The organism is Pirellula sp. SH-Sr6A (genome assembly GCF_001610875.1).
Classification (GTDB): domain Bacteria; phylum Planctomycetota; class Planctomycetia; order Pirellulales; family Pirellulaceae; genus JBKCUI01.
Window position 1 is genome coordinate 2,030,620 of sequence record NZ_CP011272.1, and the last position, 14,086, is coordinate 2,044,705.

Genomic DNA, 14,086 nt, shown 5'->3' on the forward strand with positions numbered 1-14,086 from the left:
GAAATGGCATACCACTTATTTACGACTTCCAATCAATTTGCATTCGGCAGAAAACTCACGGCTATCAACCTCCACTCTGAAAACACACGGGATGTCAAGTTTTTTGTCTTCGCTGGTCAAAATAAAGTGAACTTCCCTCTCTGATAACTCCGTTCGGGTAAAGTCGATTGATCCAGCAGAAGCAGTGATAGATTGGATGTCCCCAAAGTTAGAAATTATCGTGCAATCTCCCACAAGTTTATCTTTGTTTGGTTCCATGTAGACAGCAGTAGGAACTATCTCCACAGATGGTTTGTAGTTAATCATTAGTCTACAAATAAAACGAACGCTTTCCTGGTCGTGGCTACAAGTAATCGTGACGTCACTGGTTGCAAATCCCGCATTTTGTCCATTTCCGTTGTATGTGAGCAGCATCTTTATGTTTTCCTTGTCGGAAACCAATTTGCTAATTAGTTTTGCAGACAAGGCACCATTTAAAGTAACTTCTTTTGGAACATACTCTTTTAGAACCCCTTCCAGATTCAGTTCAATAGTTTTGCTCCACGGTCGATCCATTGGCACATCGCCGACATACCAAAAATAGGGTTCTATCCTCGGAGAGTAAATCCCAGCACCTCGCAATGTTGTTCTAGCAATTTGCTCAGAACCATTGAGAAAGGAAACATCGTACTCCTGATGCCCTATCTTCATGACATCATAGCTAATTACTACAGAGACAGGCTGCATAGGAGGTAACACAAGCGATTCCGCTGAAACTTTTATGCAGGAACAAGATGCCCTAGCATGGCAAGTGATTGGGGCGTCTGTATTATTTGTTAAATAGATCTTTTGTTCGACTGTGTGCCCGAGCGGGGCAGACCCAAAATCAAAATCGCCGTTTTGCACTGATATCGAGTTTACACTCGAATTACTTGAGCCTGCAATCGCCCAAAACAAACCAATAGAAAGAACAAATATTAAAGAACCTGCGAATACTTGACGAAGCCTTATTGGTGGTAATGAGACTGTTGGTCTGAACACTGTCGCAAGAAATGCTATTGCGATTATGCTAGGCCACGGTGTTCCTATCCAGAAAAGGAGCGTTTCAAATTGCGACACTTCAGTATCAGAGACCTCACTACCGACCAAAAGCAAAATGGAATTCTCAGAGTCCAAAATTGGTACTGTTTGGAAGCGATTTGATTTCAGCGGAGAGCGGATCTTGGCTGTATTGTCTGGAGTAATCTCCATAACTGATCCAAAGTGACCATCCGGGAAATCTTCGTTTTTTACATAGAGGACGACACCGACTTTACTTCTAATTGCCATGTGCCGACGGAACAGCGGAAGATCTGAAACGCGAAGCTGGTAAGCTGAGCATTGCATTCCGAAGGCTTGAATCGCCTCAACAACATCCTTGCAGGATACCGAATCGGATAGTCCAATGACTGATTCAATCTCGTCTAGTTGCTTCGGCTGTCCAGCATCGATTAAAGCGCCGTAGATCGCGTCTCTCCCGCAATGCTGACCGTACGTATAGGATTGCCACAGCAAAACAAACAAGTTGCTTACAGCAATCAAAATTAAGTGGGTCTTCGTCACTTTCTCCTCCACCAATTGCGATAGCTCCAGGCTAGAACAGCCCCGATCAGAACCAAAATATTAAGTATCGCAAAGTAATTCCAAAATCCATAACCGCGGGCCTTGACGTTCTTTGCGATTATCGCCCCTATCTGTTCTTGAGAGAAGTCGATAACACCTGTCGTTCCGTCTCGATGGTCCATAACCGTTGTGCCTGACGGGAAGTCGGGAATCCAAGCGTCGAGCGTCGCTTTTGGTGTTTCGTATACCTTTGCTACCGTAAATTTGTATTTAATGTCTGGCAAAATCCCCCCACCCTTTTGATGCCATGAGCCAGTTTTCGGGTAGTAAAAGCCGTCAAATTCCCCAATTTCTGTTATTTCGTACCCACCACCAATTGCACGATCGCCCTCTCTTACAAAAGATTTCACAAGAATCCAATAGGGAGCTGTTAGTACTATGGACTCGGCGACGTAAGGTCCATTGTAAGCCGACTTTATTAGTAATGCGTTGCGGCCCTCGTGTGTAATTTTCTCGGCGTGAGCATTGCTCTCGAATATGCCAATCAGTGATCGGTTTTGATCCTTTTTTCGATCCAAATCGAATAGTCCAGCGAGCACAATGCGGTCAAATGTGTTTTCATCAAGTTTTGTATATTCAGGGAACGGCCAAACATACCCTTGAGAGTAACTCCCTTCGGAAACCGGTTTTCGGATATAAAGCTTGCATATGTCGTTATCAGCCGCAAAGAACTTCCTGGGCTGCAGATCAGTTGCGTTATCAAACTGACGCCATAATCGATGGATTTTTGAAATATTTTTGCTGGAGTTGTGTTTGTAGGACATTGCGTTATGTGAAGTAATCGTCATCTTCGATTCGAACGTTGACTCATATTCAAACGTCAATCCCGCAATTTTAGACAAACGTTTTTCCGTAGCGGCACTAGCCTCCTCAACAAGATTGTCCCTTGCACGGCAATTTGAAGCAAGAAAGTTTACCCCAAACACCATCAGTCCTACAGTACAGATAAACCTTAACATGTCTATTGACGCTTTCTGTTAGGTTAACGCGACTCAAAACGTATGTTGCTATGGCGACTTCAAGCCAAGGCCGCGGATGGTATCGCCGCGGCCATGGCTAACAGGCGAGCTCCTCCTAATAGTGCTCGCTAGTTCGTACAATCTGTGACTGTTCCACACGAAAATACACCGAACGGTCCCGCGCAAATCCCAGAGTTACATACCCCTTCGGTGCCATCACACTGCGAGGGAGTGGCGGTATTACATGTCCAATTATAAAAGCTATACGTAACCGTAACGCAGTGCTTGTTCATGCCGCCGTTAGATGAAGTGCCGGGACAAGTTCGATAGGCGGCGCCGCACGGCATGTTATTCCCTATCAAGGGCGGGCATAGCCCCATGTCGTTTACTTTATCTCCAACTGATACCGCACAACCGCCGGCTGCAGGATAGCAGTCGGTGCTCGACGCAGAGGAGCCAATCGCACCCAGCAGTATCGCATCGCCTGCTGGCCTCGGAACCGAGCCACGCCCAAGGCTAAAAGAAACCACAGCTAGTGGCAGTAATGCCCCGAGCCAAACAGCATAGTAACGCATAAGGAGTCTCCTTATAATACGCACAAAAAAGACGCCGACGCCCCGATGGCGGCAACGATAACTCACACGACTTGAACGAATTCTAAACAAAAGTCGCTGGCGGCGAATGACCGCTCACCGCTACTCAGGCTTTAGAAGTCGGGTTATTTGTGCTTTCGTAGTTGGGCAGTGTTTAAAACAAAACGACACGATAGAGAGAGGCTTGCTTCGAGCCGTCCGTCAGTCTATGTGTCTAGACCAGCCGACTTGACATCGTGATTGTGGCAACGCGGTTAGTTGCTGTCAAGCATTTTGTGGACAAAGAGTTCTTAGGTTATCCGGCTTGTGGATAATGGGGTTATGCGGAGGCGGGATCTCTATGCAAATGTAAGGCATGAAGGTACTTCAAGAAGAAATTCACCTTAGATCCATTGGGCTGTCTCCGAAGTCGAACTTGCCAGGCTTTGCCGAGCGATTCGCGTGCGTGTAGAGCATAAGGGGGAGACCATGCTCTACATCCTAGAATGCGAGATATTGCCAAATGTAGGGTTGTGTGAATTGAAAAAAGGCTGGCGTATCCTGCTGGTGTAAATGTCAAGTTTCACTAGCGGACCAACGAGGGCACAAGGAGTACGCGAGATTGAAAATAAAGAATTTGATGCTTCTGAATAAGTGGGTGTAGCGAAGTTTTGAAGTTTGGAGCAGTCGAGAACTCGAGGTGCGCCCCTGATCAAATCATCCAAAACGGAAGGAGACGGATGCTACAAACTTCTTCAGAAAGCGAGGTCGAGGCGTTCCACGAACAGTATTCGAACTAAGTCGACAATGAGGGAAGGCGACAAGTCGCCCGAAACGGAAACATGCCTTCACGCGAAATGGTGACGGGTAAAGGACCTCTCGAAATCCAGCAGCCTCGTGTTGGCGATAAATCACCCGAGGCCGACGATCGGATTCGCTTCTCCTCGGTAAGAGAATCCATGTAAGTCATGAGTCGGGCAGCCGAACGCTGAGTTCGGTAGGCTATTGATATAACCGTTTCAATTCCCTTCTGCCCAGAGACTCACGACCATGCAAACAATTCTCGCTCTCGATCTCGGAAAATTCAAGACAGCATCCTGCCTGCTGACCGAGGATCACAGTTCGGTACCGGTTTTCAAAACCATCATGACTCATCCAAAAACGTTTGAACAATTTCTTGTTGACGTGAAACCGTCGCTACTCGTATTCGAATCTTGCGGGCTCTCCGGTTGGGTTGTGGATCTGGCTCGTAAACTTGGCATTGAAGTACTGGTCGCTCACCCCGGTGGCGAAGCTTGGCAATGGGGAAAGGTCAAACGCAAGACCGACAAAGACGATGCACTCAAGCTCGCTAAAATGGCCAGAAATAACGAAATCAACTCCGTCCATATACCTTCACCTGAGCATCGCCAATTTCAGCAATTAGTCCGTTATCGTAAGAAGCTTCAAGCGCAGGCTACAGCAACTCAGAACGCCATTCGATCGAATCTAATGGCCCAAGGTGAAGAGTGTGCTGCTGGCAAAACCGCATGGTCCAAGAGCTATATTGAAAACGATCTTGGCAAACTCCGAAAACCCTTCGAGAAATGCACCGCATCGGAGTATTGGCGAGGTACTCTCGATGTGCAGCTGACGCATTTGGTAGCAACGCTGAAACTCATGCGGCGTATTGAGAAGCAATTGGCAATAATCTCCAAGCCCGATCCACGTATCGAGATTGTCCAATCGATACCAGGTGTTGGCGTTGTCGGTTCTCAAGTGATTGTTGCGCATATCGACGATGCTAAACGTTTTGAGAGTGCACGTAAAGTTAGCTCTTACGCTGGGCTGGCTCCCAAAAAATGGCAAAGCGGCAAGATGGATCGCCAGAATCGTATCAGTCGTCGCGGACCGCGATTGCTTCGTTCGGTACTCACCGAAGTTGCTTGGTGTGCTATCCGCTTCAACCCACACTTCAAAGCCTTGTATGACCGTGTACGAGGCGGTTCCAAATCGCGTAAGAAGCAAGCAATCATTGCTGTCGCGCGCAAGATATTGGTGACAGCCTGGGCCATGCTTCGCGATGGAGCGATCTGGTCACCACCGCAAACCAAGACAATGGGCCAAGCTGCCCCGCAGTCAACCGCAACCAACACCGCGTGAGCCCACTCAAGAACATTTTCCCAGAGTTGAGAAAAACAGTTTAACAACCCTTTTGCAAAGCCCAGACGCAGAAACCATAAGGACCCGAAAGGCCAAAAACCTCGCGTAGAGCTTGCTGGCGTACTGATGTCGCCTCCGGCGAACACATCGTGTAAGCGAATAAGCCAACGTGAGGTATTGCATGGACTCATGAGATCGTAGTGAAACGCTGTCGCATCGCACGCATAATGCCCTGCGACCCTACGAACAACTCGAATAGTCGTTTAAATCCTATCGTGGTTTCAGCATGATCGAAGGCTTAGCAAGAACCTAAGAAGAGAACTGTTACTACCTCAAATCTCACCAACAAAGGCCCTGTGTGGTCCATCGCCTACGCTCGATTTTCAGTCGCCATTCGCTCCGTTCGAAGACTCACTTCGCCGGGGTGAGCGACCGAAAATCGGCTCCGACGAAGGCCCACACTTAGGAACTCATTTCGCAACGCGAAACCGATGGCTGCTGCGCCCAAACATACAACCGATCGAAAAAAATATCCTAAACCCCCTTGCCCGACACAAGACTACATAGTCGTACGCCAGCACCAGTCGTTTCAGCCCCGGCGTGGTCTTGATTTCGGTTGTAGTGTTCGGTAGCGGCGGCCATGGTGGCTGCCGCGTTCATCCGATGGAGCACCGAACATGCAGCGTGACACTTTAAAGGCCCAGCTCTGGGATTCTTGCCTCGATCGTTTTCGATGATCAGGTTTCAGCATCTCTCAGTTCTGCCGAAACGCGAAGGTCAATCTACAAGTCTTCAGCTTTCGGTCCACGAGGCTTTTTGCGAGCCTTTTAGCCCCAAGGCCAGAGGTAAGCGTCCAAGACAGGAAGGTCGTGGAGGCTGGGCGGATTGGCCCTTGGTTTGCTGGCGTTTGGGCTTGGCGGTGAGAACCTACCACGAGCAAGAGCGTCGCGATAAGGCTGATACTGCAACGGTTCAAGCTGCAAAGCGACGAATTCGACGACAACTTCGAAAATCCAAATAGGGAATAGAGTGCCACGACGCACCCCTACCCGCGAGAAAATCAAACTATGCGTCGTGTGCGCTCACCTCGATAGATGGAGGAGATTCGGCAGATCCAAGTTCGAATGCGACGTAAGCGAATCCGCTTCGGGCAAGACAATGCTGGCCAAGCGATTGCCAACGAACTTGCCAACCCTGTCCGCAAGCGAATCGATCGAGACAATCCACACCCACTCGACGCTTCGGCGTCGTCGCACTCGACAAGAGTTGATGGCCCAGCGGACATTTCGATCCCCTCATCACAAGATCTCCGACGCTTGGCTCGTTGGAGGAGGTCGCTCTCTGCCGCCAGACGAAGCCTCCTAGGCCAAAGATGGACCCTTTTTTCTCGAAGAGCTTACTGAGTTCAATCGCGAAGAATTGGGATAAATTAGCCTCCGCGTGGAGAATACTAAACATGGGACTAGATTCCTTGCCCCTCTGGAGAGGAGATCCAGAATTGATTTCGGGATGGAACTGGATATAACATTAGGAGGTTATGGTTTCCAGCAGCAGCGATGGTGAGCGCACGTTTCGCCATTTCTTGTCCACGTACATCGCTATAGTCGACTTCGTATTTCGAAAAGGCTTCAAAGATCTCGTTCAATTTCGAAGGAACCGGCTCGATCGAAAGCTCCCCGCGGAAGAAACCGACGGCCTCTTGGAGCGAATGCACCGGGATGATTTCCAGCGATTCAACTACTGCCGCTTCTTGAGCGTTCTCCGCAGGAACGATCATCCCTTTGATGCCAGGTTGCTTGGAGGCCGCCATCGCCATGGAGAGAACTCCTTTCACGCGACGCATTTGACCTTCCAAGGAAAGCTCGCCAACAGCGGCATACTCCCCTAGCAGATTCGACTGCAGTTGATTCGAGACGGCGAGAATGCCTAGCGAAATGGGCAGATCGAAACTGGAAGCTTGCTTCGGCAATTCGGCGGGTGCAAGGTTGATGACAAGGCGATCGTGGGGGATACGAAAGCCCGCGTTGACCATTGCCCGTTCGACGCGGTGTGTGCTTTCCTTCACCGCTTGTTCGGGCAGACCGACGAGAATCGTCTTAGGCAAAGCGGCTGTTGAAAGATCGACCTCTACCTCAACGGGCAAGGCCTCGATTCCCAGCAGGGAATAGGTCTGTAGTTTTGCTAACATGGTGGGCGTGAAACAAAGAAGGGCGTGGCGTTCGGGATCCCCCCATCCTATCACCCCGTCGCAAGAAATGGAATCTTCTTGCGCCGCCCTTTCTGCCAAGGATTGGTCGACGGCTCCGATCAGCGAGTGGTCGGCCTATGGCGAGAAACCACCCGCTCTAATCTCCTATCCCGGACATCCCCACTCGTCTTCCTCCTCCGCGTTTCTCCGCGATCTCCGCGGTAAATCCTTCTTCGCCCCGTTGCTCCAGAACTCTACCCAGAGCTTATCACTCTCGCTGCTCTTGTTTTAATCCAGCAGACAATCGACCGCAGTGGAAGCGGAGGAGCGCGGAGTTTGTCCCGAGGAGTTGGTGACAATGCGTGCCTGCAGCGGCGATTTTGGGTCACATGGATTAGGTTTTAGCAACAAACGGATTCACCTTATGAGCAGCTCAGATCGGCATGCGAGCTACCGATGAGTCTCAGTCGGTGTGAGCCAATCGCCGCTTCGTTCGCAATTTCAAGTGGGTTTGGAAAAGCTTGTTCCGGGCTGACGCGGGAACGCAATGGCACTTCATTTGCCGTCATCCCATTCGTTTACCGCAAGCTGATCCATGATTCCGCTTGATGTTTGAAGATATGACAGATCCATGCGTCCTGGTCGCGAGCTTTCTCGATAGACCAGTCATAATTTGCAACGGCTTCATCGAACAAACTACGACTTCTCTCCGACGCCTTTTGTTGGGCAGCGATCATGGAACGAAGCAGTTTGGGAACTGGACCTAGTACGGGCGCGGCATCGCCCACGAGTATGGCCTCGGCCTGGGCATGGGCCGACTGTCGAAATAGAAGAAGCGCTTTTACAAACTGAAAATGCGGATAAGTGCCACCGGCCGATTGCTTATTAAGCTTGGTTGCATGGTTTGCGAGCGATTCGATTACGGTCAAGTCATGGGGTGAGCATGGGAGCACGAGGCATGCGCGAGCAATCCTCTCCGCTTCGTATGGATTGGTGGTACTCCCGAATCGATCTAAGAGTGCTTGCCGATGCTGCTCGTATGCAGTCGTATTACCCAAGAACAAACACAATTCGGCGAGCCCGTAACAATCAGCGTGTTGATAGCCGTCCCCCAACGCGTTTTCCCAGACCTGCGAGGCTCGACTGTGTTGGTTGTCGCGAATCAGGCAGTTTCGGTACTCGCGATTAACCCGCTTGCTGAATGGTTCGATTTCTTGGGCTGCAGCGTGCGCAATCAGGGCAGACTGAACATCTCCGATTGCTTCACAGCTTTTACCTTGCAGAGATAGAAGATTCACGTCACGAGGAAGACGCTCGCGGAGTCTTGGTAATTGTTCCAAGAGTTCCGCATGGCGTCCCGCCTCAGAAAGAGTCTCCAGTAAACGTACTCGAATCGATTCCATGTCTGGTTCCAAGGCGATTGCTCGTTTGAAGTGGGCAATGGCATCGTCATAGTATTTGAGTGTCGATAATCCAACAGCCAGATTATTATGAACGATTGAAGCGTCAGAACGAATTGCTTCTGCGGCCCGATAGTAGCCTATCGCCTCCTGAGGTTTACCAAAATACATCAACGTATTAGCAATTCGCAGGTTGATCCAAAAATCGTGAGGTGCGAATCGCTGGACTGCTTTTAAGAATCGTAGCCGCGACTGCTCTGAACAAACTTGGCGTGCTTCGATCGACATCAAGTATGGGACGGCGCTGCTGCTGGGAGGTGCACTCTCCAGCAATTGATCCAGTGCAGAATGCTCTTCAAATATGGTTGGGGAACGAGCGGCGATTCGCCAATCACGAGCGCTGGTATTGATTGCCATGGCCAGTTCTTCCAACCATCGAACATTTTCTTTACTAGGCGCGCACGTGGACCAATGATCCAGTGCACCGACTAACGTTAGGGCAATGGGAGATGCTTGAATCTGACTGACCAATTGCGATTGATCACCTCCCAGCTTCTCCAATCCAATCGTTTGAAATAGTCTGAGATACACTTCATGCGCTCTAGTGAGATCCAGCTGCTCATTTCCCACATCAAGAGCGTTTAGGCGCACTGACTCCAATTCGTTTCCAAGTTTTGACCATTTAGAAATCGAATGAAACTCTTTGGTAAAAATGCTATCCACGGAGTTCATCAACGATTGTGCATTCGTCGTCTGTCGAGCCGCTTCACGCCAGTTTCCTGATTCGAGCGCGACCAAGGCCTCATTTAGCAATGCTTCCGTTCTCGCTGCGGTCCTCGTGGCTTCCTCTTGTTTCCTCGTGTTCCATTCCGAACGGTCGATAGCCAGTTGTATTTGCATCGCGAGAATGAAAATACCGGCTACTAACAGCATGCAAACCGTCAAACTACGCAATGGGTTTCTTCTTGCTCGCCGAAGGAAGCTGGAAAGTATCGTATCGGGTTGCGCAATGGTGGCTCGGCCATTCAGAAATCGATCCAAGTCATCAGCCAAATGGGCAGCCGAGACGTACCGTTCATTTGGGAGCTTGCGTAAACACTGAATACAAATAGCGCTCAGCTCTCTGGGGACTTGGGGAACAAGCACCGACGGGGAAACGGGCTCTGAGTGAAGCACAAGAGATAAAGTCTCCGCGTTGGAATCGGCCAAGAAGGGTGGCCGAGATGTAAGCGCTGCAAAAAGAACCGCACCCAATGAATAGATATCAGTCGAGACTCCCATACATTCCGTATCGCCGCGTGCTTGTTCGGGCGACATGTATCTCGGAGTACCTATCGCAGTCCCCGCTTGTGTAAGGCTGTCATTATGTGTCGACAAACGAGCCAATCCAAAATCAGACAGCTTAGCTTCTCCAGTTTCTGTTAACAGCACATTGGATGGCTTGATATCCCTGTGTATCACTCCCTGCTGGTGAGCGAAATGTACTGCTTTCGCAAGTTGACTAACGAGCAGAGCGGCCTCGCGAGGTGGCAATGGGCCTTTGACCAGCTGGGCTTCGAGCGTTGATCCTAGCACGTACTCCATGGTGAAATAGGGAGTTCCCGAGCACTGGCCAAACTCAAAGACTTTAACTACACCTGGATGATCAACCGCAGCTACTGCTTCGGCTTCGCGCGCAAATCTGGCATGCTCCGTTGTCGTTGCCGAAGACGCGGCGTGCAGCGTCTTAATCGCTACACTTCTATTTAAGCTCTTCTGGTGGGCTCTGTAGACAGCCCCCATGCCTCCCTGCCCGATCAGCTCAAGTATCTCGTAGCCGGGAATTCGCAATTCCGGCGGTGGGCAGTTCGACTGAGGATGGATCGGTAACCAGCAATCCAATTCCGATTCCATTTTGCGAATATTCCGCACGTATCTCTTCAGGCCATTTGCAAGGTGAGGATGCTGTATGCAAGCCTCTTCCAACGTGAGTTTCGACTCGCAGATAGCATCTACGATCGCAAGAATCGATTCGTCCTTCAAGATGGAATCTTCTGGCATTGCAGTCACGACTTGTTGCTATGCACTTTCCGGACGAGCGGGCAATTCGATCTTGGCCGACAACGTGGCGAGCGCACGATGCATTCGCCGACGGACGGTCATTTCCGAGACCTCTAGTATCCCGGCGCATTCAGCTACACTCAGCCCTTGAATTCTCACCAAGTCGAACGCTTCTTGTTGTTCACTGGGCAACTCGTCTATAGCCGCCAAGATACGTTTACAAGAGTCAGAAAGTGGAGAGCCAGATGAATCACCTGCGGCATGCTGATCTGGATCCAACATTCGCTGGATGTCTCGGTCAGCGATTGACCTTGCAAATTCGTTGAGTTGCCATCGAATGTGTTGATTCGCGATGCCAAAGAAATGGCGTACCGAAGTTGGCCGAACATCTCGGAGTGACTTCAACAGCCTTTCAACGACGACGCTCAAGAGTTCGTCGGCATGCAAATTCAAAGGCGGTCGAGTCAACCTCGGGTACTCGCGATACAAGCTATTGTTGCATAAACGAACCAATCGGTTGACAGACTGATCGATCAATGCTCGGAGCGGCTCAGGAAACTCGCCGGTCGGCCCGAACTGCCTCAGATGATCGAGGTGAGACTGAAGAATTGCGGTAGTGTTTCCTGATGCTATGGCTGGTGTCCTTCCACAAAGTAACCACCGTTAGGATCGCTGTGTTAGCTCCCTCCGCTTAGTTAGTGTAGAAACCGCCTATTCGAGTGTCAACCGAGCCACGGTCGGCGGTGTCCCCACCTTTAGTCGATGAGAAAACATGAAGAAGAGACTTGAAAACAAGGTTGCTGTCGTAACCGGTTCTTCGAAGGGTATTGGTGCAGCCATTGCCAAGAAGATTGCGGAGGAAGGCGCAAGCGTAATTGTTAATTTCACGAGAAGCAACCGTGACGCGGACCATGTGGTCAATCAGATTCAATCGCAAGGTGGGTCGGCTACGGCAGTTCAAGCTGATATCTCGGAGCAAGCCGGGTGCGATCGACTTTTTGACAAATGCCATGAACAGTATGGAAGGCTCGATATACTCGTCAACAACGCTGGAATCTATCTTCCTGCCTCTCTCGGTCAAATCAATGCCGATCACTTTCATAAGCAATTCAATCTAAACGTGCTCGGCCTAATTTTGGCGACTCAAACGGCGCTCAAGCTCATGGCGGACAAAAGCGTAATCGTCAACGTAAGTTCCGTCGTAAGTACACTTTCACCGCCACACATGTCAGTCTATAACGCGACCAAAGCGGCCGTTGATAGTCTAACGAGGACGTTCGCTAAAGAATTGGCAGACAGGGATATCCGCGTCAATTCCGTGAACCCCGGCCTGATCGCCACGGAGGGGACAAAAGAAGCAGGCATCGTATTGGACGGCCAATTGGAGATCCCCAACCTAGGCAAGATTGGCTTGCCGGAGGACATTGCAGATGGAGTCGTGTTTCTTGCCTCCGACGAGTCGCGATGGATGTCAGGTCAATCGATAGTTATGAATGGTTCACCCTGACCAGCGTTGCGTGATTTTTACCATTCGCCTTCCCATCGCCCCCCCCAGGAGCTGCACATGAGCTTTATTTCACTATTAACTGTTGGCCACGTCGTGATCAGTTTGGTCGCAATTGCACTCGGTCCATCAGCAACAAAGTCTATTATCAATGGCCGTAATCGAAGCAAAAGCGTTACAGTATATTTTCTCTTTACTGCACTTACGCCCCTAACCGGTTTTGCGTTTCCCATTGTGCGATTCACGCCGGGAATTGCTTTCGGATTACTGACGATACTGCTGCTGATCCTGGCGAGCGTGGCTATCCGAAAAGCAGACGCGAACAAACGTTGGCATTTTGCGTTTTTGATGTCTGCTTTGGTAACCTTGTATCTTAACTGTGTGGTGCTAGTCGTCCAAAGTTTTCAGAAAATCTCGGTATTGAAGACTCTAGCGCCAACCCAATCTGAACCACCGTTTCTCGCTGCTCAAGTGATACTCTTGCTGGGAATCTCCTTTGTGTCGTGGCGAGGCTACCGAGCGATCTTTCATGGCAAGAGCATATCGATCGACTCCAATTCGTGAGGTTGTGAAGAACCTATTGAGCTCCTCTACATGTTCATGCGGGCCGTTGGTTTCGCAACCGCCCGCTTCAATGTCCTTTCGTCAATATCTTCTCGCGTCTTCCCTCCGCGCTGCTCCGCCATCTCCGCGGTTCAGCCATCTCCGACTTACGGCTCCAGAACTCTATCCAGAGCTTATCGCTCTCGCTGCTTTGGTTTGAATTCAGCGGAGGTTCAACCGCGGAGGAAGCGGAGAAGCGCGGAGTTGGTCTTAAGGAGTTATTCACAATGAGTACGTTCCAACGAGGTCGTTGAATAGCCGCCTATTCTTGCCTTCGCTCCTCTGCCTTGCGCCCTAGCGCCTTGGCGAGAACCACCCGCTCCACACTTCTATCCTCAACATCCCCACCCATCTTCCCTCCGCGCTTCTCCGCCATCTCCGCGGTTCATCGTTCTTCGCCCCGCTGGTTCATCTGAGACCACGCGCCAGGAGGTCCGAGCGACAAATGGAAAATCTGGATATACGGCTAAGGCATGGGGATCGTGATCACAAGCCCCGAGGTCCGCGGATTGGTGTTGGTCCGATTCTTGACATGGCACTTCAAGCATTGGGACGCTAAACGGATCGGGCCAGCGAACTGGTAGAGCCCCTCTCCAACGTTCTCGGAATAACTAGTCCCCTTGGCCAGTTCTCTTACCGCTTTCTTCTCGAACTCCGTCTTGGCTTGATGATCCACGTTCACCACGTCTGCGTCGACGGTAAGCCAACGCAATTCGACCTGGAAACTCTTCTTCATCTCGACAAAGACGTCGTCCAGCGAGGAAGAGGGAATCGCAGACGGGGTTTCGTCATCGAAAAGATCCCGATGCATGACTTGCAACGAACCGTTGATCAACTCGTACATCAAGAATGCGCGCGACCTGGCCTCCTTCACCGTTGCAGGACCTTGGTATGGCCCGCTTTCTGTTTGGTCCTCTTGGTTTACCTCGAGGGCAAACGGGTCGATCCAAAGAACGGTTGGACCAAGGAGCCCCACGATCCAACAGGCAGAGAAAATCCAACGCATGTTCTTCTCCATGCTCGAGATGTGCCGAACT

General features: G+C 50.4%; 11 protein-coding genes. 5 read left to right on the plus strand and 6 right to left on the minus strand.

What is annotated here, in order from left to right:
• Positions 1-15 precede the first annotated feature (15 nt).
• Both VN12_RS08060 and VN12_RS08065 read right to left on the minus strand, forming a co-directional pair.
• A complete protein-coding gene (locus tag VN12_RS08060; protein ID WP_146676344.1) occupies positions 16-1,581 on the minus strand; it encodes a DUF1573 domain-containing protein in 1,566 nt (521 codons plus the stop codon).
• Positions 1,578-2,600, minus strand: a complete 1,023-nt coding sequence (locus tag VN12_RS08065; RefSeq protein WP_146676345.1) for a hypothetical protein — start codon at positions 2,598-2,600, stop codon at positions 1,578-1,580. Before VN12_RS08065 ends, VN12_RS08060 begins: the two co-directional genes overlap by 4 nt.
• A 1,414-nt stretch (positions 2,601-4,014) precedes the next feature.
• Between VN12_RS08065 and VN12_RS26620 the strand changes: the two genes are divergently transcribed.
• The 3 genes from VN12_RS26620 (at position 4,015) to VN12_RS26415 (ending at position 6,679) form a co-directional block, all read left to right on the plus strand.
• Positions 4,015-4,137 (plus strand): hypothetical protein, encoded by a 123-nt coding sequence (locus VN12_RS26620; RefSeq protein ID WP_256388127.1) that lies wholly within the window; start codon positions 4,015-4,017, stop codon positions 4,135-4,137.
• 85 nt (positions 4,138-4,222) lie between these two features.
• Entirely contained in the window at positions 4,223-5,314 is a 1,092-nt protein-coding gene (locus tag VN12_RS08070; protein WP_146676346.1) for an IS110 family transposase, read from the plus strand.
• Positions 5,315-6,343: 1,029 nt separating this feature from the next.
• The gene (locus VN12_RS26415) at positions 6,344-6,679 is read left to right on the plus strand and encodes an ATP-binding protein (RefSeq protein WP_240491358.1); all 336 of its coding nucleotides are present in this window, start codon (positions 6,344-6,346) and stop codon (positions 6,677-6,679) included.
• A 97-nt stretch (positions 6,680-6,776) separates the two neighbouring features.
• Here the strand turns inward: VN12_RS26415 and VN12_RS08080 are convergent, their stop codons facing one another.
• From VN12_RS08080 to VN12_RS08090, 3 genes are all read right to left on the minus strand, one after another.
• On the minus strand, positions 6,777-7,502 hold the full coding sequence (locus VN12_RS08080) for a magnesium chelatase domain-containing protein (RefSeq protein ID WP_146676347.1): 726 nt from the start codon (positions 7,500-7,502) through the stop codon (positions 6,777-6,779).
• Positions 7,503-8,080: 578 nt separating this feature from the next.
• Positions 8,081-10,942 carry a protein kinase domain-containing protein gene (locus VN12_RS08085; protein ID WP_146676348.1) on the minus strand — a complete coding sequence of 954 codons (2,862 nt, stop codon included), beginning with the start codon at positions 10,940-10,942 and terminating at the stop codon, positions 8,081-8,083.
• 18 nt (positions 10,943-10,960) lie between these two features.
• Positions 10,961-11,479 carry an RNA polymerase sigma factor gene (locus tag VN12_RS08090; RefSeq protein ID WP_205855226.1) on the minus strand — a complete coding sequence of 173 codons (519 nt, stop codon included), beginning with the start codon at positions 11,477-11,479 and terminating at the stop codon, positions 10,961-10,963.
• A gap of 235 nt (positions 11,480-11,714) precedes the next feature.
• On the opposite strand from VN12_RS08090, the gene VN12_RS08095 reads away from it, so the two are divergent.
• Both VN12_RS08095 and VN12_RS08100 read left to right on the plus strand, forming a co-directional pair.
• Positions 11,715-12,449 (plus strand): SDR family NAD(P)-dependent oxidoreductase, encoded by a 735-nt coding sequence (locus VN12_RS08095; protein WP_146676350.1) that lies wholly within the window; start codon positions 11,715-11,717, stop codon positions 12,447-12,449.
• Between the two features lie 57 nt (positions 12,450-12,506).
• Positions 12,507-13,010: a hypothetical protein gene (locus VN12_RS08100; protein WP_146676351.1), complete on the plus strand. Its 504-nt coding sequence runs from the start codon at positions 12,507-12,509 to the stop codon at positions 13,008-13,010.
• 505 nt (positions 13,011-13,515) lie between these two features.
• On the opposite strand, the gene VN12_RS08105 is transcribed toward VN12_RS08100, so the two are convergent.
• Complete coding sequence (locus VN12_RS08105) at positions 13,516-14,055, minus strand: DUF3365 domain-containing protein (protein WP_168164288.1); 540 nt, start codon at positions 14,053-14,055, stop codon at positions 13,516-13,518.
• Positions 14,056-14,086 lie beyond the last annotated feature (31 nt).